Source organism: Paraglaciecola algarum (assembly GCF_021532655.1).
Taxonomy (GTDB): Bacteria; Pseudomonadota; Gammaproteobacteria; order Enterobacterales; family Alteromonadaceae; genus Paraglaciecola; species Paraglaciecola algarum.
Genome location: NZ_JAKGAS010000001.1, coordinates 806,579 through 829,980, shown reverse-complemented (window position 1 = coordinate 829,980; position 23,402 = coordinate 806,579). Strand labels below are relative to the sequence as shown.

The following is a 23,402-nucleotide window of genomic DNA, read 5'->3' as shown; positions in this document are numbered from 1 at the left end:
ATGGAAATTATTTTGTATTCAGGCAAAGACTGTTGTTTATGCGAGCAAGCCTTTGATATGTTAGAAAACTTGACTGTCGAAGCTAGCTTACACACAACAAAAGTTGACGTTCGTTCATCTACAGATTTATTTCATCGCTATGGCGCACGTATACCGGTTTTGTATCGCCAAGATACCCAACAAGAATTACCGTGGCCATTTGATATGCAACAATTAAAAGAGTTTATGTTTTGAGTTTAATGCAGTTAAAAAACGCCAGTATTATATTGGGCCACCCGCCATTATTAAACGGTATCGAATTAGTCATTCACCCTGGTGAACGTTTGTGTTTAGTGGGTAGAAATGGCTCTGGTAAATCGACTTTACTAAAAGTCATTGAAGGAGAAATCAAGCTCGATGATGGTCAACGTATTGTAAACAATGACGTTAAAATTTCCCGCTTACCGCAAGATCCTCCATCAAGCGTAGAAAGTAGCTTATTTGATTACGTAGCAGAAGGTTTGGCCGAAGTGGGTCAATATTTAAGAGATTACTTTCATACAGCTGATTTAGTGGCAGAAGATCCCTCTGATGCAAACCTGAACAAGTTAGAGCAGTTACAACATAAGATTGACCATCATAATGGTTGGCAGTTTGAACAACGAATTCAACAAGTATTAACTAAACTGCAATTAGATCCCCATCAACAGTTAAGTAATTTATCCGGTGGTTGGCGTAGAAAAGCGGCATTGGCGCGCGCTATGGCAAGTGACCCTGATATATTATTGTTGGATGAACCGACTAACCACTTAGATATCGACATGATTAAATGGTTAGAAGAAGCAGTTAATGGCTACGAAGGTGCGGTTGTCTTTGTTAGCCATGACAGGGCCTTTATTCGTAACGTGGCCAGTCGTATAGTAGATTTAGATAGAGGCAACTTAGTCAGTTATCCTGGTAATTACCAAGCTTATTTAGATCAAAAAGCTCACGACCTAGAAGTTGAAGAAAGCCAAAATGCACTTTTTGATAAGAAATTAAGTCAAGAAGAAACCTGGATCAGGCAAGGTATCAAAGCTAGACGAACCAGAAATGAAGGCAGAGTACGTGCCCTAAAAGCGTTACGGGTCGAACGCTCTCAACGCGCAAACAAATTAGGTCGCGCCAAAGTTACAGTCAGTGAAGCAAAAAGTTCAGGCAAAATTATTTTTGATACTGACGAACTACACTATGTGATTGAAGACAAGTTAATTGTGAAATCGTTAACTACCACCATAATGCGCGGTGAAAAACTTGGTTTAGTGGGACCAAATGGTTGCGGAAAAAGTACTTTAATTAAATTATTTTTAAATAAGCTACAACCCACATCTGGTTCTGTGAAATGTGGCGCAAACATAGAAGTAGCCTACTTTGACCAACATCGCGATCAACTAGATGGTGAGTTACGCGTAATCGACACCATAGCTGACGGTAAGCGTGAAGTGACAGTTAATGATAGAACTCGTCATGTAATGAGTTATTTACAGGATTATTTGTTTACCCCAGAGCGAGTCAACTCTCCAGTTAAGTCTTTATCAGGTGGCGAAAAGAATCGGCTGTTGTTAGCTAAGTTAATGCTCAAGCCTAGTAACTTACTGATCCTAGATGAACCCACCAATGACTTAGATGTAGAAACCTTGGAGTTATTAGAAGATACTATATCTAATTATCCGGGGACGGTAATTTTGGTCAGCCATGATCGAGAATTTGTGGATAATGTAGTGACCAGTAGTTTGTATTTTGAAGGAAAAGGTGAGATTAGGGAGTTTGTTGGTGGCTGTACTGATATTTATACTTGGTATAAACAACAAGCGGCAGAAAATAAAACAAAAACTGAAACTAAATCCAATCCTAAGAGTCCTAAACCCAAACCTTCAGAAGCTAAAGGTAAAAAGCTTTCATATAAGCAACAACATGAATTAGAATCATTACCATTAAAAATTGAAGAGCTTGAACAGCAGGTATCTCATTTGCAAAATCAAATGAACGAACCAGACTTTTTTAAGCAAGAAGAATCAAAAACCGCTCCGATTATTTCTAAGTTGGCTGACACAGAGTTGTTGTTAAGTCAGTCATATGAAAGATGGGACGAAATAGAAAGTATGCTCGAATAATATAAGTTGTAAGCAGGATTATAAATGATTAAAACAAGGTTGGCCGTTGCATTATCTTTGGCCCTTTTAACCGTATCGAATGTACACGGTGCAAAATATAAAGTAGTTGAATTACCTGTTGCCGACAAGGGCTACAATAGTTTTCCTACAGCAATCAATGAAAGTGGCAATATTACAGTCAATGTAAAGGAGCCATACAATACTCCAATAGATATCGAGCTCCTTGATTTTGAGCAAGAATCTTTTACTGATAATTTAACGGATATAGATGCCGCAAAATCAGGCAATTTTAATTTGGCAGACTACTCCTATGTGTTGTCTGGTTTAACGAGTAATCAGGGGTCTCAGTTCATCCAAAAGATTGCTAATATCACGAGTTATTCTGCTACAGAAGTCGAAAGTAGCTTTATCCCAGGTTTTGGTAGTATGAATGCTGATGGCCAACCTATGATGGACACTGGCACCTTAATAACTGATATAAATGAAGCGGGTTATACTGTTGGACGCAGTCAAGGTGGGTTTTACAAATTACCTTATGTATTCGCCGAGGGGACTGAAGAAGAAACAAATACAACATTTGTTTTAAGTGATTTTTCTACCCACGGTTTTGTTTCAATCAATGGACAAATAATAGATCTATTGCCTATTGACGTTACATTAGGTGGTATTAGTGATGCGACAGGCATAAATAACAATAACCAAGTTGTCGGTTTTGGCACGACTTTTTTTGATTCTGAAGCGGTACAAACCTCAATTGATACCTGTGTGGATGAAGAGCTAAATGACCAAGGTGTGCTTCCTCGCGGAGATTTGCCTGTAGAGTCATGTATATCCTCTCTATTTACTGCATACGCATCAGAGGTATCGAGTCATTCACAAATTAGGGGGTTAATTTGGCAATTAGATGACTCTGGTAACATTATTGAAACTAAAGAATTAGGATTACTACTAACACCGGACGCTGAAGATGAATCAAAATATAATAGTTCAGCTGTGGCTATTAATGACAATGGTATTGCCGTGGGTCAAGCGCCAGGAGAATATGTGTCTGGTGATACAACAGTCATCAGAAATTATGCTGTAGTGTACAATGGTGATGAAGTTATCAATATAACTCCCGACGTTGATATTAATATTGCACGGTCAACCACAACTTTGAGTACCGCTTCTGATATTAACAACAATGATTTGGTAGTTGGTTACCAACCTAAGTCGATTAATGGCTCCTTTAGAACGAAGTTTTTTGTGTATGACGTTAATACTAGCGAGTTAACCTTCCCTGAAGACTTTTTCCTTGGTTCATCTAGTGTAGCCTTCGACATTAACAACCACGGTCAAGTGGTTGGCTACGGTGAGATTGAAGCCACACAAACAGCTCGTCGAACAGGTGGATTCATTTACGATCATCAAACCCAAGAATTCTCTGGTTTAAATGACATGATTGGGTGTGATTCACCTTATTCTATCGTGCAAGCAAATGCCATAAACGATAGTGGTGAAATAGCGGCTACAGCGCTAATTCAAGCACCATTACGTAATGTAAGAGGCGATCTGTTATTAAATGATGATGGGACTGAAATATTAAGAGATCAAGTAGTGGCGGTTAAATTAGAACCGATTGTAGGTGGGACAATAGACGATTGCGAAGGGCCGGAAACCGGAGAAAATAGGGAAAGACAAGGAGCAAGCTTAATTTGGTTATTGCCTTTGTCGTTAGGTTTATTGTTAGTTAGGCGTCGTAAGGTAAAGTCCTTATAAAAAATTTAGTATTCTTTAAAAAACCTGCTTAATGCAGGTTTTTTTTGTAGCGAATATTGTATAAATGATAACCAAATATCTATATTTCATTTTTGTGACAAATCCAATTTTTTATAAAAAATTAGTTTATAGTAAAAAAAAACAATGATTCAAAGAGTTAAATAATGTCAATCAAAAAAATTACTAATTGCTATTGAATCACAGCTTTCGATCCTCTATTTCTATTACGTGGTCACTTGAACCATAAGTCATTTATTTTTTTAAAAGAGGAAACTCAATGAAAAGACAGAAGAGAGACAAACTTTCAAGAGCGCATTCAAAAGGCTATCAAGCTGGTATAACAGGAAGATCAAAAGATAATTGCCCATTTCAGACAGCAAATGCAAGGTCTGAATGGTTAGGTGGTTGGAGAGAAGCCATAGGTGACCGAAGTATCGGATTAATCAGTAGGTAAAAAATAAGCCCCAAATTGGGGCTTTTTTTTTTCATACCTAATAAATAGCCTAGAAACTACTGGTATCTTGGAACAGGCCTACTTTTAGATCTTTAGCTTGGTAGATGACTCGTCCATCAACAGCAACCGTTCCGTCGCCCAGTCCCATATATAATTTACGTTTAATCACACGTTTCATATCTATTCTGTAAGTGACTTTTTTAGCTGTAGGTAACACTTGCCCTGTAAACTTAACTTCGCCTACGCCAAGAGCTCGTCCTTTACCTGGACCTCCGCACCAACCTAAAAAGAATCCCACTAATTGCCACATGGCGTCTAGCCCTAAACAACCTGGCATAACTGGGTCACCAGGGAAATGGCAATCAAAAAACCAAAGATCTTTATTAATATCTAATTCTGCTACTATGTACCCCTTACCGTATTCACCACCTTCTTCAAATATTTCAGCAATCCTGTCCATCATTAACATATTTGGAGCGGGTAATTGGCTATTTCCTGGGCCAAACAATTCACCTTGGCTGCAAGATAAAAGTTCTTCTTTGGTAAAGCTATTTTGTTGTATTGTCATTCTATATACTTAGGTTGATAATCTTGGTGCGTAATTTAGCGAACACTTGTACGCTAAACAACTCTGAACAGTTATTTTTTTAAACTATTTTGGTATTTATTTTAAAAGGACTCTTCTTGAGCAATAATCTCAAAGCAAAACGCAGTGCAAATGCTGAAAAACAAAAACGTTTTCGCGACAAACAAAAAGAAAAAGGTAATAAACAGGTGAGGGGATACGTCACACCTGAAGCGATGCGATGTTACAACGCTATTTCTGAAAAAACCAATTGGACAGATAGCGAAATACTGACCAATTCGTTACGCATAACCTACGCAGCATACAAGTGTGGCCAAATAAAGCTTTTAAATGAATGGCTTAAAGATAACGAAAACAAATCATCTAAATGAATAACCCGAGTAATACTCAGCAATTCAATCGCAACTTCGAAGTAGACGTGTTGAGAGGTTGCTCAATTGTTTTAATGATTATATTTCATTTCGGATATGATCTATCAGCATTTGGCTGGGCTAGCTATAACACGGGTATAGACATAGAGTGGAGAGTGTTTAGAGTAGTGATAGTATCGGGTTTCCTACTTGCTGTAGGTATGAGTAGTTATCTTGGATATTACCAATCTATTAATACTAAAAAATTAGCTAAGGGGGTTTCTAAACTAGTCTTGGTCGCACTATTTATTAGTGTGTCTAGTTATTTCATGTATCCCACAACTTGGGTGTATTTTGGCATTATTCACTTTATTGCTATCGCGCTGCTGTTATCCGTGTGTTTTGTCAAAAAGCCAAACTTAAGCCTGCTGATTGCTTTGGTTATATTGATCACTTGGTATTTTGAATGGATAACTTTCACTCCATTGTGGTTATGGAGTATAGAGAATATTGGGATCCCACAACGAACTGTAGACTTAGTTAGATTTTACCCTTGGTTTTCTGTGGTATTAATTGGCATATTTTTGATGCATCACAAGTTATTTGGTTTTTCTGTGAGTAAAAATGCTGGTACAAATAAAGTGGCTTGGTTAGGTAAACACTCTCTTTCGATTTACCTAATTCACCAGCCTATTTTATACGCATTATTTACTCTAGTTGAATTAGCCCTTGCTTGAACTCGGTTAGTGTAAATCAGTCACTAATACTAAATGAGAGAGGTTGTGTGCTAAAAATAATATCAGTAAACACAACTCTCAACTTATTAGCTATTAACTATTTACTTAATAGTTGAATTTTAATGAACAACTACTTTTATTCTACCCGCCTTGAACCGCAGCCTTATCGCTCGGCAAGGTTACTCTTTCAATTTTACCGACTAAAAACAAGTAAGAGCAAAACCCAATACCAGCTAGTGATGCAATAAAAAATAGAGCAGGGCGGAAGTCCCCGTCTGTCACTAAAAAGCCAATCACCACTGGCACTATGACGCCTGCTAAACTTCCAATAGCATTCATACAACCGCCTACCAGTCCAATTAACTGTTTAGGAGCCAACAATGATACAAATATCCAAGCAATAGAAGATAAACCATTGCCAAAAAACGCTATGGATAGAAATGTAATAATCAAAGTAGTGTCATCAGTGTAGTTGGCACCTATGATAAACATGGATAACATCATACCAATGATCATTGGGGCTTTACGTGAGACTTCTTTTGATACACCTTTTCTAACTAAGAAATCTGAGAAAAAACCGGATATCAATACACCACAAAATGCAGCAATAAATGGGATAGAAGCCAAAAATCCAGACTTAATAAAGTCCAAACCTCTGTATTCAACCAAATAAGTGGGGAACCAAGTTAAGAAGAAGATTAAGGTGCCACCTAAACAAAACTGCCCAATATAAATGCCCCACAACTTTTGATTAGAAAAAACAATTTTTAAGTTTTCTTTGGTCAACTTAGATTCGTTTTTCTCCGAAACTTCTTTTTGTTCGGTTTTTTGTTCTTTTACTTGTTCTACTATTTTCACTTCATCTTGAGCAATATGATCTAATTCGGCTTGGTTAGCACCTTTGTGATCTTCAGGGTCGCGATAAAACACATACCATATGGCGGCCCAAACAAATCCAACTAATCCTGACACTATAAACAAACCACGCCAGCCGAAAGCATCTTGAATAACAACTAACACAGGCATTAAAAATGCCAAACCAATAAATTGGCCAGAAGTATAAATAGCAATAGCTGATGCTCTTTCGTTTTCAGGGAACCAATTAGTCACTATTTTATTGTTACAAGGGTAGGATGGAGCTTCAAATACACCGATAGCCATCCTTAAGCCAACTAAGGCACCGAATGAACTAACTAAACCTTGGATCAAAGTTGCTGCTGACCACAAGACTAAAATAACAGGGTATAAAATTCGGGCTTTTACAAAATCAACTACGATACCACCTGGTATTTGGCAAACCGAGTAGGTCCAACCAAAGGCTGAAAATATTAAGCCCATTTGAATAGAGGTTAACTGTAAATCGTCAGTTAATGCTGCCGCTGCAACAGAAATGTTGGTGCGATCCATATAGTTTATTACTACGCTTAAAAATATTAATCCCAATATTTGAAAGCGCGTACGGGTAGGCTTGTTAATATTTAAGGCCGCTGTTTGCATAATGTTAACTCTTTTTATTGAATTTTATTGAATTTTGATTGGAGTATTACACAGCTCGTTTTACCAATTGGTATACGAGCCATCTTTTTTGATTAACCGAGGGGCTTCCCAAAACTTAAAATCTAAATCTTTAATTAATTCTTCGTTAACATCGACACCTAAACCAGGTTTTTCGATAACATCAAAGGCATTATTGTTAACTAATGGGCGATCGACAAAATATCTATCAAAATCAGTCATATCGCCGTCATATGGATTAAGCTCAAGCCATGCCATATTACCAATTGCCGCACAGTAGTGAATGGACGCGGCTGTGCATATAGGGCTAAGGGGGTTGTGAGGCATCATATCTATATAATGAGATTCACACATAGCGGCTATTTTCATTGACTCTGTAAACCCACCTGCATTACAGATATCTATGCGACCAAAATTGGTAATGTTTTTCTCAATATAAGGCGCAAAGTCCCACTTACTAGTAAATTCTTCACCAATCGCAAAAGGTACGTCACACATTTGACGAAGTGCTTGATAAGCAGCAGGAGACTCGTCTCGAATTGGTTCTTCAATAAAATCTAACGTGCCTCTTGGCATACGGTTAATAAAAGAAACCGTTTCTGGGACAGACAATCTATGGTGATAATCCATACCCAATATAACTTCATCACCTAAGGCTTCTTTAGCTTTTGTTAACCATTTAGCAATTAACACTAAGTTTTCACATGGCTCTAAGATCGTTGGCTTATCTGTCACACCATTTAAGCCATGTGTAGTCCGAATGACATTCCAACCTTCATCTTTGAGGCGCAATACATCTTCAATTAACTCAGGTCCCATAGGTTTTGCACTGGTGGCAAATAGTGGAATATGATTACGTTGTTTGCCACCCAATAACTGATAGACAGGTACATTTAAACTTTTTGCCACCAGATCATGTAGTGCTATATCTATAGCTGCAATTGCAGCGGCGAGAACTCGTCCTCCTTCAAAGTATTGCCCTCTGTACATTTCTTGCCAAAGCGCACCAATTTGTTTTGGATCTCTGCCTAATAAAAATTCCCTAAAATGTTCGACTGCGCCAATTACGGCTTTTTCTCGACCAGAAAGTCCTGATTCTCCCCAACCATATACGCCTTGATCTGTTTCAACTTTAACTAAACAGACATTGCGCATGCCAGCCCAAAAGCCATAGGCTTTAACATCGGTAATTCTCATTTAACACCCTAATTATTGAAAATGTTTGGACCAATACTGGCCACTGTTATCTATATGTTTATTTAGGGTTGTCATTACAGCATCTACATTACGGTTCTCTATACCCGTTAAGAGATCTTGATGTTCAACTAAACTTTGCTCAAAACGTCTAACTGAAAACCCTAAATTTGCGTGAAACGCTTGTAACATCAACCTGTTTTTACACCACATACCATAAGCACGTTTATTGTAATGATGGCTATACATAGAGGCATGAAACTCTGCGTCTAATTCTCTATATCGAACAAAGTCAGACGGTGATAAGTCTGTCATTTGTTTTAAAATGATTTTCAACGTATCCAATTGTTCATCGGTATGTTCATTGATAAACCATTCCATTAAGTAAGGTTCAAGTAGTGCTAATATTTCGAACACATCACGCATAGTATGAAATTCAAATTTAGTCACTCTAGAACCACTGTTAGCCAAAACTGTAACAAACCCCTCACCTTGCAATTGTTTTAAGGCTTCACGCACTGGATTAATACTGGTGTTGTACTGTTTAGCTAGTTGAGTCGTAACTAACCTGTCTCCACTTACCAATTTACCTCTGGCAATGTCGTTTAATATTTTTGTATAGATAGAGTCTTCTTCAGAAATCAACTTACTGTCAGTTGATTCGGTATATTCTCCAATTGCCATTACATTACCCTTGCTTTATTACACATAATTTACGTTATATTAAAAATAATCACAATTAAAAAATGTATTTTATTTGTAAATAAAGAAACCTTTTTAATTTAAGTGATTAATACTTAGACGCTGCAGAGTGACTAATCTGACCTTTGATTTTTATTGGATGGTTGGTAATAACCAAAAAGTTATCTACTTATCCTTGGTTATTTATAGCCTCGATCTTCAACTACCGTACACAATAAAATCGTACGGTGAGACTAAATATCAAATCATTAGTCATCTACAATTTCACAATTGGAATACTACATTATCTTGAACCATTAGGGTTAGTGTAAGTTTAGCCTAAGGCTCATAAAGAATAGTGCCCTAGCGGGTTTGTAAAATGCTCCACATGATGAAATATAGTGCATACTGTTTACCAATATATTCAACAAGCTAGATAAGCTATTTACATTATGTATCTTTGTTTGCCTGAAGGCTTCCACTGGATGAATAAAAAATTATTACTAACATTGATACATCGGCCCTCTATTATTTAAAGATAAGAGTCAATTAAAACAAGACAAAAATGATACCTTGATTAACGTATACGATAATTCTTGAATAATGTATTGCAAATATTTTTGAATATCGTATTCTGTTTTCAAGTGATTAAAAATAGAGAAATGATCGTGGAAAAATCTAAACAAAATAGCAGAAGTAAACATGGTGGTAATAGGCAAGGGGCAGGGAGACCTAAAATCGCTCAACCTAAACAAAGTATTAGTTTACGTTTACATCCCGAAGTGATTGCTTGGATTGACAGTCAACCAGAAAATAGGGCACAGGTAATCGAAAAGTTGGTTCGATCTAGAAAGGATGAACAATTGGATATGTTCAACTAACCCACTAGAAAATCCAGCATAGCTAATCAACCCCCAACTGAAAATCAATTTATTTATAGCAAATTAAATATATATCAATTATCTTTTCAAACTAATAACTATAAGTTTCGTAAGGTAAAATTTACTTAACTCGTTAAATTAAAACCTGAAAATGTAAAAAGGAAAGTATATGAAGCATATCTTGGTGGCCATCGAACAAGTAAGTAATATCAAAGGTATGCTACAAAAGGCTTTGAAGTTTAATCCAGAAAAAATAACAATATTGTTGTTTTTAGCTGATAAAGATAATAATTTCGATGCCAATCAGCTTTTAGAAAGTATTCAAAATGTAGGTCATAAGTCTTGTGAAACCGAAGTAATTAATGCGTATGCATTGACAGTTGACGATAAAAGCAAAGAATTGAATGCAGTATTAGTTAAACAACAAATCGATACTGTATTTTTATTTAGACCACATTTTAAAGATCAAGAGCTAGATTTCTCATTTATTAAAGCCACACTTAAATCAACTTTAAAAACACCAATATTCTTATGTGGGGATAATAAATGGCGTAAAGAAATGAAGTTATTAGCCACCATAGATATTCTTGATGATAGTAATGATCAACAAATTCTTAACGAAAATGTATTAGAAACTGCCGCTGGTTTATCCGAGCAATCTCATATTGCGGTTGATGTGTTGAGTGTTATTCCAATTTCTAGCTTCAAGAAAGAGTTAGATATTACTGACGAACATACCGTTTTAGCCCGTGAAGGTGAAGCCACTAAAAACGCCTTAGAAACCTATGTGAAAACATCTAACAAACTTACTGACTATATATGTCATGTAGCGGCGGGCACTCCAGCCTCTGAGATCACTTCAGTGGCTAGTAAGATAAAAGCCAATGTTGTGATTATGGGCAGTGTTGGTCGAACAGGCCTTACAGGCTTAGTCATAGGCAATACCGCAGAGAAAATTCTAAAACGACTAACCGTCGATACGCTTATTGTTAGTTAATCATAAATTAAGTTAAAAGCTAGGTTTTAGATATGCTCGGCATACGCTACGTAAATGAAACGAAGGTTAGTACCCAAAAACTATTCTAATTCACGTAGCTGTCGCTTGTGCTTGTCTATTTTATGCCAAATAGAAGGTTAATTTTAGACATATTAGATTGAGGGTATCAAAACTAAATTCCACTAAAAGCTCTTATATAAGGGTATATACCCAATTCGTAATAATTGACATTATTACGAATTGACTAGGTCTACATCTAGTGTAGTATCTCCTTATATAACGTACTTTATTAATACCCTATGAAATATCATCCAATTACAGATTCTATTAAGCTTATTCCCCAACAGCTTAACATTTTACATACTGATGAATTCAATCAGGTTTACCCTTCACTTAGTGAATATCTAGATGATATGGGATCGAAAGGAATACAAGCAAAACGAGATCTACAACTTTTGTTACGCTTTTTAAATAACGTCGTCAGTAGCTCTATTGGTACTCAAAACCGTTTTAGAAATGAAGCTGAACGTTTTGTATTGTTTTGCTGGAATGAAAAACAAAAATCTATTTTAGATATTGGTGTTGATGATATACGCGAATATATAGATTGGATTTGGTCGCCTCCTAATAACTTAATTGCTAATACCACTATAGCCAGTCGTTTTAAATCTAAAACCAAAACAGACATTCGTTTAGTTAACAATAACTGGCGACCATTTGTATTGCGCCAATCTAAGGCGGATAGAAAAACTGAAGCACTAATCGCACAAAGTCCCCAAACAAACAAACCTAGGGCTAGATACAAACTCAATCAAACATCTTTACAAAACTCTTATGCATCGTTAAATGTCTTTTTAAAAGAATTAACTGAATCTGAACACTTAACTCGTAATCCAGTATTATTGGTTAAAAAAAGCTGTAAATATCTAGTAAAAGGTACAATTTATAAGCCGCCTCACACCTTAGATGACGACATTTGGCAATTATTTATTGATACTTTGACCCAAGCCGCTGATGAAAACCCTATCTACGAAAGACATAGGTTCTTAGTGCTATCACTAAAGGTGCTATTTTTAAGGATCTCAGAACTATCAGATAGAAACTTTAGAACTCCGGTTTTTGGAGATTTTTGTCTGGATCTTTCCGGTGAGGGCTGGGTATTAAACGTTATTGGCAAAGGTAAAAAAGAACGCTTAGTGACAGTTCCAGATGGCTTTATTGACAATGTATTGACCCGCTATAGAGAATATTTAGGTTTACCCCCCCTGCCCCAGATTGACGAAAGTTATCCAATCATGCCATCACAAAAAACCGGTCAGGCATTACACCAAGACAGTTTAAACAACATGGTAGAAGAAGCGTTTGACCTGGTCATTAAAAAGCTTGTCAAAGATGGTAAACATCAACAAGCTCAATCTATTGCTGGGGCCTCTTCACATTGGTTGCGCCATACAGGAGCGACCCAAGCATTAGGTGAAATTACCGAGACTATGCTAGCTGAAGAGCTAGGCCATGCCAGTGTAAAAACCACAGTAGAAATATATGTAGCACCGGCTCATCGCGACAGAATAAAAGCCGGGACTAGCAGAAAGCTGTAAAATTAGCTAAATCATTGGTGATTATCTACATATCTATATATAGTTAATGTACTAGGTAAAATAAATACACCTTCAGCCAACTTAAAAAATTGTTTATTATTTAATAGCTTGAAGAAAAATAAATGACTACTTCAACATTATTTAAGAATTTTTTGTTGCTATGTATAAGGGGTTTAAACTTACTTTAGTGAATTCAAATTTGTGTAAATGTTCGTGTAAATAATGTTTGGGGATCTTCTGTATTATGAAACCAAGTCATGTTGGCAACATAGTTGCTCATCAGTACGTTACTAATGATCCACTTCACCAATTATTTGATGCCGTTAATGTTATTTCTGTTCAGGGCTATGATGAAGAACGACGAGTAATATATTGGAATAAAGGCAGTGAATTAATTTATGGATATACTCAAGAAGAGGCAACTGGGAAAAAACTCGAAAATTTAATTATCCCAAAGCCCATGCAAGAGTTAGTGATTAAAGCTCATAGGGAATGGATTAAAAATGATATAGAAATACCGGCAGCTGAATTAACCTTACGCCATAAAAATGGTAATGATGTGTGCGTGTTTTCTAGTCATGTATTGTTTACTAATCAATATAATGTAAAACAAATGTATTGCATTGATATTGATTTAGCTGAAGTTAGGCAAGCTCAAGAGCAAGCAACATTCAAGCAGCAAATGCTTGAAACTATATTCACAGCGATACCTGATCTATTCTTCTTAATGGCAGATGATGGAACCATCATTGATTACCACGTCAACAATGAACAAAATCTTTATGTATTACCTGAACATTTTATTGGCAAGAATATTGCTATTTCCCTTCCTAAGAATGTTGGTGAACTATTTATTAGCCATATAGAAGAAGTTAAACAACAGAAAAGTATTGTTAGTTTCAACTACGAGTTAACTATGCCACATGGTCAAATATTTTATGAAGCAAGGCTTAGTCATTTGGCCAAATATGATCAAGTGATAGCTATCATTAGAGATATAACAGAACAACAAAAGGCGGCCGATCTAATCCGCCATCAAGCTTATTTTGATAGTTTAACTAACCTACCCAATCGATTCTTGTCACTTGATCGCTTAAACCAAATGTTAAGCGAGGCCAAAAGAAACCAACGAAAAACCGCTATATTATTTTTAGATATAGATGATTTTAAGAAAATTAATGACACCTTGGGTCATGAAATTGGTGATAAATTACTAGTTCAGTCCGCTAAAAGATTAAGTCGAGTGTTACGAAGTGATGATACTGTTGGTCGTTTAGGTGGGGATGAATTTATTGTTTTATTGAAAGATCTCTCCAGCCAAGAAGCTGCGATGGAAAGTGTAGAAAGCCTGCTCAAAGCCTTTAGAAGCCCATTTACCTTAGACGGGCGAGAACTGATGCTCACCATCAGTATTGGTATTGCTATTTTCCCTGAAAATGGTACATCTTCCTCCGATTTAATCCGTAATGCTGATACAGCTATGTATCAAGCCAAGGCCTCTGGACGTAATACATATTCATTTTTTACCGATGAAATGAACACCATTATGCAACGTCGCTTTCAACTTGAGGAACAAATGCACGGCGCGTTAGAGCGCAATGAGTTTGAAGTATATTATCAACCTCAATATACAGTATTAAACCAAGAAATTATTGGAGCTGAAGCATTACTTAGGTGGAACAACAATAGCTTAGGTAATATTACACCTGATGAATTTATTCCAATTGCTGAACATACGGGACTTATTGTGCCAATTGGCAGGTATGTGATTAAACAGGCATTGACTTTTTTAAATCAATGGCAAAAACAAAATGCTTTGAATTACAGCATTTCGGTTAATTTATCACCTCGTCAGTTTAGAGATCCTGGATTAGTCAACTTTATCAAAAGCACTTTAAAAGAAACCCATATTGCGGCAAGTTGTTTAAATCTTGAAATAACGGAAGGCGTCTTAATGAGCGGCCAGTCTTATATATATCAAGCGATTTCAAAACTAAAAAAATTAGGCGTTAAATTAGCCATGGACGATTTTGGTACGGGTTATTCATCACTTAATTATTTGCGTCAATATCCATTCGATGAATTAAAAATTGACCGTAGTTTTATACAAGGCATAAGCGAAAATAAGCCGGATTGTGATTTAGTTAAGGCTACCATCGCTATGTCTCATAGTTTGGGCTTAACTGTAGTGGCTGAAGGTGTAGAAACAAATGAACAACTTACCTTATTGCAAGATATGGGCTGTAATGTTTGCCAAGGATATCTATTAAATAGACCTTTGACGATACAACAACTACTCAAATTACCAAAATAACTAGTAAATATTTAACCTGCTGCTCTGGCCATATTCAAAATATCGATTACAAGAATATGATGAACAGAGCATGTTGAATTTTAATATATTTGTTTGCAGAGAGTGTCCATTATGTAGCAGTGCCGCTGGTGTAAAGGACTTGGTAATGGAATCGATACACCCAACTTTATAGCTGCATCTTACTCTTCCTTTTATTAGTGGGCTGTAATTAATTCACAGGTATAGTATCTGAGCTGATGATGTTGTAACTGGCGCCAAGTTTCCTAGCCTAACGTTCCCTGCATTGCAATGTCCAAAAACATCTGGTCGGTAGGCCTGTTGTGACAAAAATCTAACCTTATACTTTAGTCTAATTAGGAACCCATTCCGAACCCCGCAATTGATAATATGGCTTTGTGTGTATAAAGTTCTATCTATAGTGGTAAAAATTAATGCCATCTTTTTGCCGGCGCCAGTAACAATACCGTAAAAAGTAGATGAGGAACATCCATGCCCGCTCACCGTCTTGACCAAGAGTTAACTGCTTTGTTCAATATAATCCCGACATATCTAAGATAAAGCGTTACTGTATTGTCACAAAAAAGCGTGAAAGTTTTATTATAGTTTTGGCTGGGTGAAAACTTTAAACAAATGGTTATTTAATGGGAAGTATTGATTGAAAGTTTCAGATGGTAAGCCAACTCATTCCGAGTTTAGAGATGCTGCTGAATTATTGTATAACAATACTACGTCAGGAATTGCAGTTACATTATTTGCAGCTACTTTTTTAGTGTACAGTTTTTACTCAAGTGAAACAGTAACGTTTAAATATTTTTGGCTTGTTGCTCTATATGGTTTGGCATTAGCACGTGGTCTTGATGCTTTTTTTTGGAAAAAAAATAGCAAAAAAAAGAATTACGAGGGTAAAATCGCGGTTTATCGTTTTGTCTCAGGAACACTTTGTACCGGAATGCTTTTAGCAATCTACTGTGTATATTTGTTTCAACATGTAGACAATACTGAGCTGTCCGTCATTATTTTAACGATGTCAGCGCTCGCTGGTGGTGCAGCAAGCGTTTTATCGGCCCATAAATTTACCGCCATATGCTATTCTGCGCTTTTACTTGGTCCTGCGTCATTCACGCTTCTCCTAGCTAATGATGATTTTAAAAACATTTTTGGCATATTAGGTTCTGCTTATTGTTTAGTGATAATTATCACTGCAAATAAATCGTCAGATTTTACTTCAAACGCTATTCGTTTGAAAAACGAAAATGCACTCTTAGTTAATGAGATGGAGCAAAAAGTAGCTCGAAGGACGGCCAAAATATATCAATTATCTAATCTTGATTCACTCACTCGTCTGTTTAACCGTTCATCGTTTACAAGAACAGTTAGAGTGTTATAAACAAGATGATATTCCCATTGCATTATTGTTTGTGGACCTTGATGGGTTCAAGAAAATTAACGATACTTTTGGCCATGAAACTGGCGATAAAGTCCTTAAGCAAACAGCGAAACGATTGAATCTACTCAGAGATAAACAACACATTTTATGTCGTTGGGGGGGCGATGAATTTTTAATTGCTTTTATGGGGGCTAATGAAGCCGACGCCTTAAGCTATGCAAATAAAGTCATAGAAAAAATCTCTGAATTTTATGACGTAAATAACAATAGATTATCACTCGGCGCGACAATTGGTATTGCTCATTACCCCATGCATACCCGAAAAGCGGATGAATTAATTCAACTAGCTGATACGGCAATGTATTACCAAAAGAAAAATCACCCCTGCTCTGTTGGTGTTTTTAATGTGTCGATGAGACAACGGATACTACGCGAAAATATTTTGAAAAATGGTTTACCCTTAGCAATCGATAAACAACAACTCCGTGTAGTGTTTCAACCTATAGTACAAGCAAAAGACCAAAACATAGTCTCATTTGAGGCTTTGCTTAGATGGAATTTTCATGGTGAGAATGTCTCTCCAGACGAATTTATTACGATCGCTGAGCAATATGGTTTGATTGTCCCAATAGGCACTTGGGTATTGCAACAGTCCTGCCTAGCTGCAGCTCAATGGGCAGAATATCTAAAAAACGTTAAACCATCGGTAAGTGTAAACGTATCATTGCTACAATTAAACAGCCCGAATTTTATTGACACGGTCACATCTTCACTAAATATCGCAAATCTAAGTGCTAATAAACTCACCATCGAAATCACCGAGTCTATTTTTGCAAGTGACAAAGCGATACTATTTGAGCGAATTAAAAAACTTCAAAGTCTGGGGATTAAAGTATCAATTGATGATTTTGGTACGGAATATTCTTCTCTTTCAGTTATTCAGGATTTAGCCGCTGATATCATTAAAATAGACAGATCATTTGTAGGAAAACTCAATAGCAATGGTCTGCCTATTATTGAGGCAATCAAACAGATGGCGACGAAGCTAAATTATACTGTTGTAGCAGAGGGGGTCGAAACCATCGAACAAGTCAAAGTGTTAACTGAGCTAGACGTGGAGATGCTACAAGGTTACTATTTCGGCAAACCTCTTGAGTTGGTGGAAATTAAGGATTATTTGCTAAAGCATTCAATCTGATTTTGTATTAACAGGTGTCTTTTCACTTATGAAGAGAAGTCAAGGCGTGAGTAAAAAGTTACGACTGGTGGTTAAAACGAATATCCGCTGAAATGTGTTGCTCCACCTTCGCACTTAAACATGGAATACATTTCTGACGCTTTCTATACTACCTAAACCATTTTAATTCTTGTTGATATCTTTTGACTTTATACGCTGTTTTAAGCCAATAGTATCTTCAGGTCAGCGCCTCAAATTAAAATGTTTACTTGAACAAAATTTATACACCAAAGTTCAGCATACTCTAATCAGCAAATGCTTGTTAAGCTCAATTTCTTATCCCCAGCTGAGAATATACTTTTCTGGAAATGGTCCATCTTCATAATCCATTTCAGATTGCTGTGTTAAGTTATCTTGCCTCATTATTTGTTTGACCATTTCAGGGATCATAGCCATGCCCACATACTTTCCTAAACAATCATGGGAGGCAAAACCATAATTAAAGTTATGATACCAATTGCGATTTGGGTTAAATTCGTCTGGGTTATCATTAACGTAATTATCAAACATAGCGGATTGAGTAAGGGTTAATACATTAGTACCTTTAGTTATAGTCGTTTCGCGTTCAGTCCCCTTTGCAATAGTGTAATCCTGACTTGCCTGCCTAAACATATAGGGGCTAATGGGTACAAAACGTAGGGCCTCCCAAACCAATGCATCTATAGCGGTATTGTCTTCTTGAATAGAAGCTGCCTTAGCCTGCTTATATAAAGCGGGATCATTAATAAACATATGAATAACTTGAGCTACTGCTTGTGAAGTCGTTTCAACCGCCCCGATTAATAACCCTCCCGCGTTAGTGCCTATGCGAGTTAAAGGAAAATTCACTTGCTGAGCAAAGCTTGAGCGTAACATACGCTTAACTATGTCATCTTGAAGGACAATTGGCTGCTTTTTTAAAATTAAACGTACTAAGTTGACTAACTGTAAGCCCATACCCAAAATACGATCCTTGATTTGCACAGTAATCCACTTTCTAACAATTAATACCTTCATATAGTCTACTAATTCAACCGAGCATTTATTATGTTCGCTTACTATATGATCATATTTTTGCTTTGAATTTAAATCGAATGGTTGATTGTGAAATGTGTTGTATTGATTCCAAAATGACCACTTTAGTAACTTTTGTCGATTGATCCCGTCTAAACCAAAATACTCTTGAACCATGATAGCGGGCACCATACGGCAATAGTGATTTACTATTTCTAATTGGCCATTTGCGTCTTTTAATATTTTTTGCGCTGATTCTCTTATGCCCTCTCTAACTTTTGGGATGTCGTCACGGTTTAGCATACCTTGCATAATGGATTTTTCACGATAGTGCAAAGCATCATCGTCATGTGCCATCAAATAACCTTCTTCAGTATCTGTTACGCCCATTTTGGGTTTATAAAGATCTACAGTAAAAATTTTAGGCATTTGCAAACAATCACGTACGTCAGTAAATAATGCCAATAAAGTACATTCTGGGGTCACTAATATTGGACGTTCAGCCCTAAGTTGTTTAAAAAAAGGTAATGGTTCGGTTTTCATCCACTTTTGTACTAGTGGGTATTTGTCTGCTTCTGCACTGGCATCGTATTCTTTTAAATAATCTTTAGTCATGACTTTATCCTCAGCCCTATAATGTTTTGATGTATTCGATTAAGTCCCAACGTTGGGCTTCATCCAATGCAGGTAATACTTCTCCATTTAACTGCGGCGTTCGTCCTGCCCCATATTCATGACCAGTGTTTTTATCACCTATTCGCATAGTGGTATATCTAAAGCCATCATACCCCTGTGCTCTAAACCCAACTTTGACAGGATCAAATTCGCGACTGCCTACCATAAACTCACTAGGGCGTTCTTCTTGTGGCAATAACAAGTCATACAAGCTCGGAACGGAGCCATTATGCAAATAAGGAGCGGTCGCCCAGATACCGTTTAAAGAGCGAGCTTTATAAGCTAATAAAGAATTATAAGGTGAGGAAGTGGTGTCTGATTTATAGTTGCCATTTTTTATGGTGTTGCGAATAGTATTATCAAAAAATGATGAACCAATATCGTATAACCTATCTAACCAACGACGCACTATGTATTTGTCAGCATCTGGGGTACCTATTACGCCTTTGGTGGCAGAGGTAAGTATTTGAATAACTGGGGCATTTTCTTCAATTACCAAATCTCCCACATCAGTGGACTGTACTGTGTGCTTTAAATTTCCCGATTTCCCCGAATAAGCAACACCATTGACAGCCGCTGCTTTATCAGTGCCGATAAAACCAATATCAGACATCTTAGCAACGACTAAACGATCCCAATTATTGCGCTCTATTACTTCATGGCAAGATAGGCAATACTTGGCATAAATCACCTGGCCCCGCTGAGCTTTAGCCAAATCAATTTCGCCTAATATCTCTCGCGGCCAAACCGGAGATTGTAAACTTTTAAGATGAGATTCAAGACGGCGCAAATTAGTTAAATCGATCGATGATGTAAAATCTACTTGTTGTTTTAACTTTTCTTGGCCAGTTAATATAGCCGATAAACTAAAGCCGTTTTTTTCGTGGGAGGTCCAATCTAAAATACCAAAAACCCCTATGACTTCGCCTGTATTGCGGCCTAAAGGCCCTACACCTGAATTATTTGCCACACCATTCCACTGCACATAGTCTGACTGGGCAATATCCCATAAGAAGGGATAACTAGTTGGGGCATCAGCTTCGTTAAATACTTGATTTCGTACTCTTAATAGATCCCTTTGATTTAACCCTGGGTAACCGTTTTCTTTAGAAGCAAGTCTTTCAAACACTAAACCAAATTGTTTATCGACAATTATATTCTCACCAATACCATCTAGAACTTTATCAATTTGTTGATTAGTTAAAATTCTATTGCCTATCGGCGATACTGCTAGTTTCATAGCTGTAGCAAGTTGCGGCTTGTTTATCATATGTTGCAATACACGATTATAGATTCGCCCAAAGGCATCTAGACGGGCATAACCATAATCAATATGACTGTGGTTTACCGTATTGTATAAACGAATGGTTCTTGTCCACTGGTCTAGACTTTGCAAAATTTCCTGTGCAGTTGAATAATCATTACTTAACTCAAGTACATTTTGTACAAACCTTTGTTTTTTCTGAGGTTGCTGCTGAGTGGCCAACATTGATTTTTCAAGCCCCGTTAAAAACCCCACCATATCTGCCATTGCTGGGCCACCATCAATTCGAATAGCTGTGCCTTGATAATTAACTTGTCCGGTGTGACAAGCTGCGCAGGTATAACCTATATAATCTTTACCTTTGTAGGTTTCTTGCACAAAACCAACTGGAAACCCTTCCGGATTAAAAAAAGTAGGTTTCTGTGGTAAATAACGATATCTATCAATATTTTGATTATCTCGAAATAAATCTGTTGAGTTTTCTTGTTCTAACGCTAAAAAGAAATCATAAGGCAGTAGAGCTGAGCCTTGGGTGGTGTTGTAAAACCATAAACTATCGTTAGCAGACCAACCTTGATCTAGATAGATAGGAGTTGAATAGTTTTCACCAAAAGTACCATTCGCAATGGCTATCGCACCACGATCCGGATCATCGTCCCAACCTTGATACACTTTGCCAAGTATTAAGGCTATGACTGCCAATAATACAATCACAACTATTAGTAATTTGATATTTTTTAATAGAAAGAAAATAGACGCGAATATATTCTGAAATAAAGTAGCCATGACAAAAATCCCTCTGACATAATTTTTATATAATTTAGTGCTACTGCTTTTAAACACTTATGTTTGAATTTTACCCGTTAAGGTTTGAATAAGTGCAATGACTGCTTTCAAGATCCTTTGAAAACAATACACCTGAAAATTTAATTTTTACCTCTTGTGTTTTACTTTAGACGAAAGTCATTTGTTTTTTAAATAATTTTTTATTCACTTGTGAATAAAACTCATACAGCCTGTTTGCTTAAAGTGATTTAATTCACTATTTAGCTAACTTGTACTCAGCTAGTTTTACTTGAGCTTGTTCGCCAAACAATATTTCACAAGCTTCTAATAAACCTGGATCACTCAATATTTCTTCTTTGCTTAACACCAATGCCATTTTTGAACGTCGGCGTAAAAAGTCTTCTAACTTGGTGACCATTTCTCTTTGTGCCGCATGTTCAATTTCAACTCTTAAGTACTCAGAGTTTTTTATCAGTAACTCACCTTTTCTGGGATTTTCACGAACACTCTCTAACATATTAATAGCATTTCTACCGTAACGTCGCCAAAACCTTTGAGTTAATGGTTCAGAAGATGATTTTGGTGTAAGTGAATCAAAATCCATTAATTCAGCACGGTGCATAAACTCTTCTTTGATACTATCGTCAGGCTCGCCATACCATTTTTTACTAGCGTAAGGTAAGTTAATACCAAAATCTTTTACAATATCAGCGACTTCATTACCTACATTAATACAATCAGTAAGTTTTCCACCAAATATAGACATGTAACTCTTATCTGCGTTGACATCTATGGCGTGTTTGCGGGACAGTTGCACCCAATCGGCTTTACCATCTTTGCCCTTAATTGCGAGAGGTCGTACCCCGCATCTTTCAGCAATCACATCTTGCTTAGTCAATGGTTTGTTTAAATCTAATAGTTTATTGACATTATCAAGTACAAACTGGCGATCTTGTTCTGTAACTATAGCGTGAGGGTTTTCTACTTGGGTATCGGTAGTGCCAATACAGGTTTTAGTACCCATAGGGATCACAAAAAACAAGCGGCCGTCATCGGCAAAAAATGTCAATACTTTTTGGCTATTAGTGATTTTATCAACAATTAAATGAATGCCTTTCGAAAAAACATGGTGATGCGTGGTTGTTTCACCAATTAACTTATTAAGCGGATCAACAAAAGGGCCACAAGCGTTAATAATACACTTAGAGCGTATATGCATTACTTCGCCACTAATGGAGTCTTTGGCTTTAGTTACATGAATATCCCCGTCCCTCTCAGCACCCAAACATTCTGCATAGTTAGCAGCAATACACCCATAACTCATACTTGAACGAATAAAATTGAAAACAAATCTTGCATCGTTATCATAAAGATAACAATCTGAATATTCGAAACCACCAATTACATTACTAATGTTAATAGCTGATTCTAATTTTTTTATTTCTTTTGCTGGCAGATAACTAGGAAACTTAGTGATAAACCGACCCATAGCCCAATAAACCAATGTGCCCAAATATATGAAAAACGGTGGAAATCGAAATCCTTTTTGAATACTAGTTAAAAATCGTATTTCTTTGACAGTTGACGGGTAACTCTGCATTAAATGATTACGGCTATTACATAGTTTATGCACTAAAGAAAATTCGAACGATTCAAGGTACTTGATGCCGCCCCAAGCTAGATTAGACGAGTTAGAACTGGTTAACCCCGCAAAATCCCCTTTATCAATTAAGGCCACTGATACACCTTTAGCTGCTAATGATGCAGCACTCACTGCTCCATTAATGCCTCCTCCTACAATTAATACATCGAAGGTTTCTTGGCTTAACTTTTGTAAATTTGCGCTTCGTAGATTATTCATAG

The 23,402-nt window shown here is 36.7% G+C and carries 19 protein-coding genes; 12 read left to right on the top strand and 7 right to left on the bottom strand.

Translation table 11 applies throughout. The features are described 5' to 3' along the window. The 4 genes from L0668_RS03395 (at nucleotide 1) to rmf (ending at nucleotide 4,344) form a co-directional block, all read left to right on the top strand. Nucleotides 1-234: a glutaredoxin family protein gene (locus tag L0668_RS03395; RefSeq protein ID WP_235310649.1), complete on the top strand. Its 234-nt coding sequence runs from the start codon at nucleotides 1-3 to the stop codon at nucleotides 232-234. Continuing rightward, a complete protein-coding gene (uup, locus tag L0668_RS03390) occupies nucleotides 231-2,132 on the top strand; it encodes an ATP-binding cassette ATPase Uup (protein WP_235310648.1) in 1,902 nt (633 codons plus the stop codon). The genes L0668_RS03395 and uup overlap by 4 nt, the downstream gene beginning before the upstream one ends. A gap of 24 nt (nucleotides 2,133-2,156) precedes the next feature. Beyond that, nucleotides 2,157-3,890, top strand: a complete 1,734-nt coding sequence (locus L0668_RS03385; protein WP_235310647.1) for a DUF3466 family protein — start codon at nucleotides 2,157-2,159, stop codon at nucleotides 3,888-3,890. Between the two features lie 277 nt (nucleotides 3,891-4,167). After that, the gene (gene rmf / locus L0668_RS03380; RefSeq protein WP_235310646.1) at nucleotides 4,168-4,344 is read left to right on the top strand and encodes a ribosome modulation factor; all 177 of its coding nucleotides are present in this window, start codon (nucleotides 4,168-4,170) and stop codon (nucleotides 4,342-4,344) included. A 49-nt stretch (nucleotides 4,345-4,393) separates the two neighbouring features. Here the strand turns inward: rmf and fabA are convergent, their stop codons facing one another. Further along, nucleotides 4,394-4,912: a 3-hydroxyacyl-[acyl-carrier-protein] dehydratase FabA gene (gene fabA / locus L0668_RS03375; protein WP_235310645.1), complete on the bottom strand. Its 519-nt coding sequence runs from the start codon at nucleotides 4,910-4,912 to the stop codon at nucleotides 4,394-4,396. 116 nt (nucleotides 4,913-5,028) lie between these two features. Here fabA and L0668_RS03370 point away from each other — a divergent pair, with 116 nt between their 5' ends. Both L0668_RS03370 and L0668_RS03365 read left to right on the top strand, forming a co-directional pair. Further along, the gene (locus L0668_RS03370; protein ID WP_235310644.1) at nucleotides 5,029-5,301 is read left to right on the top strand and encodes a hypothetical protein; all 273 of its coding nucleotides are present in this window, start codon (nucleotides 5,029-5,031) and stop codon (nucleotides 5,299-5,301) included. Beyond that, a complete protein-coding gene (locus tag L0668_RS03365; protein ID WP_235310643.1) occupies nucleotides 5,298-6,017 on the top strand; it encodes a heparan-alpha-glucosaminide N-acetyltransferase in 720 nt (239 codons plus the stop codon). Before L0668_RS03370 ends, L0668_RS03365 begins: the two co-directional genes overlap by 4 nt. Before the next feature lie 141 nt (nucleotides 6,018-6,158). Here L0668_RS03365 and L0668_RS03360 read toward each other — a convergent pair whose 3' ends face one another. From L0668_RS03360 to L0668_RS03350, 3 genes are read right to left on the bottom strand one after another with little or no spacing between them, the layout of a single operon-like run. Next, nucleotides 6,159-7,514 (bottom strand): MFS transporter, encoded by a 1,356-nt coding sequence (locus L0668_RS03360; RefSeq protein ID WP_235310642.1) that lies wholly within the window; start codon nucleotides 7,512-7,514, stop codon nucleotides 6,159-6,161. Between the two features lie 60 nt (nucleotides 7,515-7,574). Beyond that, nucleotides 7,575-8,729, bottom strand: coding sequence for a mandelate racemase/muconate lactonizing enzyme family protein (locus tag L0668_RS03355; protein WP_235310641.1), 1,155 nt, complete (start codon nucleotides 8,727-8,729; stop codon nucleotides 7,575-7,577). Between the two features lie 12 nt (nucleotides 8,730-8,741). Then, the gene (locus tag L0668_RS03350) at nucleotides 8,742-9,410 is read right to left on the bottom strand and encodes a GntR family transcriptional regulator (RefSeq protein ID WP_235310640.1); all 669 of its coding nucleotides are present in this window, start codon (nucleotides 9,408-9,410) and stop codon (nucleotides 8,742-8,744) included. A gap of 665 nt (nucleotides 9,411-10,075) precedes the next feature. Here L0668_RS03350 and L0668_RS03345 point away from each other — a divergent pair. The 6 genes from L0668_RS03345 (at nucleotide 10,076) to L0668_RS03320 (ending at nucleotide 17,782) form a co-directional block, all read left to right on the top strand. Next, entirely contained in the window at nucleotides 10,076-10,288 is a 213-nt protein-coding gene (locus L0668_RS03345; RefSeq protein WP_235310639.1) for a hypothetical protein, read from the top strand. 169 nt (nucleotides 10,289-10,457) lie between these two features. After that, on the top strand, nucleotides 10,458-11,285 hold the full coding sequence (locus tag L0668_RS03340) for a universal stress protein (RefSeq protein ID WP_235310638.1): 828 nt from the start codon (nucleotides 10,458-10,460) through the stop codon (nucleotides 11,283-11,285). Between the two features lie 299 nt (nucleotides 11,286-11,584). Next, a complete protein-coding gene (locus tag L0668_RS03335) occupies nucleotides 11,585-12,883 on the top strand; it encodes a tyrosine-type recombinase/integrase (protein WP_235310637.1) in 1,299 nt (432 codons plus the stop codon). Nucleotides 12,884-13,127: 244 nt separating this feature from the next. Further along, nucleotides 13,128-15,197, top strand: a complete 2,070-nt coding sequence (locus tag L0668_RS03330; protein ID WP_235310636.1) for a sensor domain-containing protein — start codon at nucleotides 13,128-13,130, stop codon at nucleotides 15,195-15,197. A gap of 655 nt (nucleotides 15,198-15,852) precedes the next feature. Continuing rightward, the gene (locus L0668_RS03325) at nucleotides 15,853-16,584 is read left to right on the top strand and encodes a hypothetical protein (protein WP_235310635.1); all 732 of its coding nucleotides are present in this window, start codon (nucleotides 15,853-15,855) and stop codon (nucleotides 16,582-16,584) included. After that, nucleotides 16,523-17,782 (top strand): putative bifunctional diguanylate cyclase/phosphodiesterase, encoded by a 1,260-nt coding sequence (locus L0668_RS03320; RefSeq protein ID WP_235310634.1) that lies wholly within the window; start codon nucleotides 16,523-16,525, stop codon nucleotides 17,780-17,782. The genes L0668_RS03325 and L0668_RS03320 overlap by 62 nt, the downstream gene beginning before the upstream one ends. A gap of 315 nt (nucleotides 17,783-18,097) precedes the next feature. Here L0668_RS03320 and L0668_RS03315 read toward each other — a convergent pair whose 3' ends face one another. The 3 genes from L0668_RS03315 to L0668_RS03305 all read right to left on the bottom strand — a co-directional run bounded on the left by L0668_RS03315 (nucleotide 18,098) and on the right by L0668_RS03305 (nucleotide 23,400). Continuing rightward, the gene (locus L0668_RS03315) at nucleotides 18,098-19,429 is read right to left on the bottom strand and encodes a cytochrome P450 (RefSeq protein WP_235310633.1); all 1,332 of its coding nucleotides are present in this window, start codon (nucleotides 19,427-19,429) and stop codon (nucleotides 18,098-18,100) included. A gap of 16 nt (nucleotides 19,430-19,445) precedes the next feature. Further along, entirely contained in the window at nucleotides 19,446-21,539 is a 2,094-nt protein-coding gene (locus L0668_RS03310) for a di-heme-cytochrome C peroxidase (RefSeq protein WP_235310632.1), read from the bottom strand. A gap of 256 nt (nucleotides 21,540-21,795) precedes the next feature. Next, complete coding sequence (locus tag L0668_RS03305) at nucleotides 21,796-23,400, bottom strand: glycerol-3-phosphate dehydrogenase/oxidase (RefSeq protein WP_235310631.1); 1,605 nt, start codon at nucleotides 23,398-23,400, stop codon at nucleotides 21,796-21,798. Nucleotides 23,401-23,402: the final 2 nt, after the last annotated feature.

Excerpts from the sequence above, each read along its gene's own strand:
- L0668_RS03395 (WP_235310649.1), top strand. The coding sequence starts at position 1 with ATGGAAATTATTTTGTATTCAGGCAAAGACTGTTGTTTATGCGAGCAA.
- L0668_RS03385 (WP_235310647.1), top strand. The coding sequence starts at position 2,157 with ATGATTAAAACAAGGTTGGCCGTTGCATTATCTTTGGCCCTTTTAACC.
- rmf (WP_235310646.1), top strand. The coding sequence starts at position 4,168 with ATGAAAAGACAGAAGAGAGACAAACTTTCAAGAGCGCATTCAAAAGGC.
- fabA (WP_235310645.1), bottom strand. The coding sequence starts at position 4,912 with ATGACAATACAACAAAATAGCTTTACCAAAGAAGAACTTTTATCTTGC.
- L0668_RS03365 (WP_235310643.1), top strand. The coding sequence starts at position 5,298 with ATGAATAACCCGAGTAATACTCAGCAATTCAATCGCAACTTCGAAGTA.
- L0668_RS03360 (WP_235310642.1), bottom strand. The coding sequence starts at position 7,514 with ATGCAAACAGCGGCCTTAAATATTAACAAGCCTACCCGTACGCGCTTT.
- L0668_RS03355 (WP_235310641.1), bottom strand. The coding sequence starts at position 8,729 with ATGAGAATTACCGATGTTAAAGCCTATGGCTTTTGGGCTGGCATGCGC.
- L0668_RS03350 (WP_235310640.1), bottom strand. The coding sequence starts at position 9,410 with ATGGCAATTGGAGAATATACCGAATCAACTGACAGTAAGTTGATTTCT.
- L0668_RS03340 (WP_235310638.1), top strand. The coding sequence starts at position 10,458 with ATGAAGCATATCTTGGTGGCCATCGAACAAGTAAGTAATATCAAAGGT.
- L0668_RS03335 (WP_235310637.1), top strand. The coding sequence starts at position 11,585 with ATGAAATATCATCCAATTACAGATTCTATTAAGCTTATTCCCCAACAG.
- L0668_RS03330 (WP_235310636.1), top strand. The coding sequence starts at position 13,128 with ATGAAACCAAGTCATGTTGGCAACATAGTTGCTCATCAGTACGTTACT.
- L0668_RS03315 (WP_235310633.1), bottom strand. The coding sequence starts at position 19,429 with ATGACTAAAGATTATTTAAAAGAATACGATGCCAGTGCAGAAGCAGAC.
- L0668_RS03310 (WP_235310632.1), bottom strand. The coding sequence starts at position 21,539 with ATGGCTACTTTATTTCAGAATATATTCGCGTCTATTTTCTTTCTATTA.
- L0668_RS03305 (WP_235310631.1), bottom strand. The coding sequence starts at position 23,400 with ATGAATAATCTACGAAGCGCAAATTTACAAAAGTTAAGCCAAGAAACC.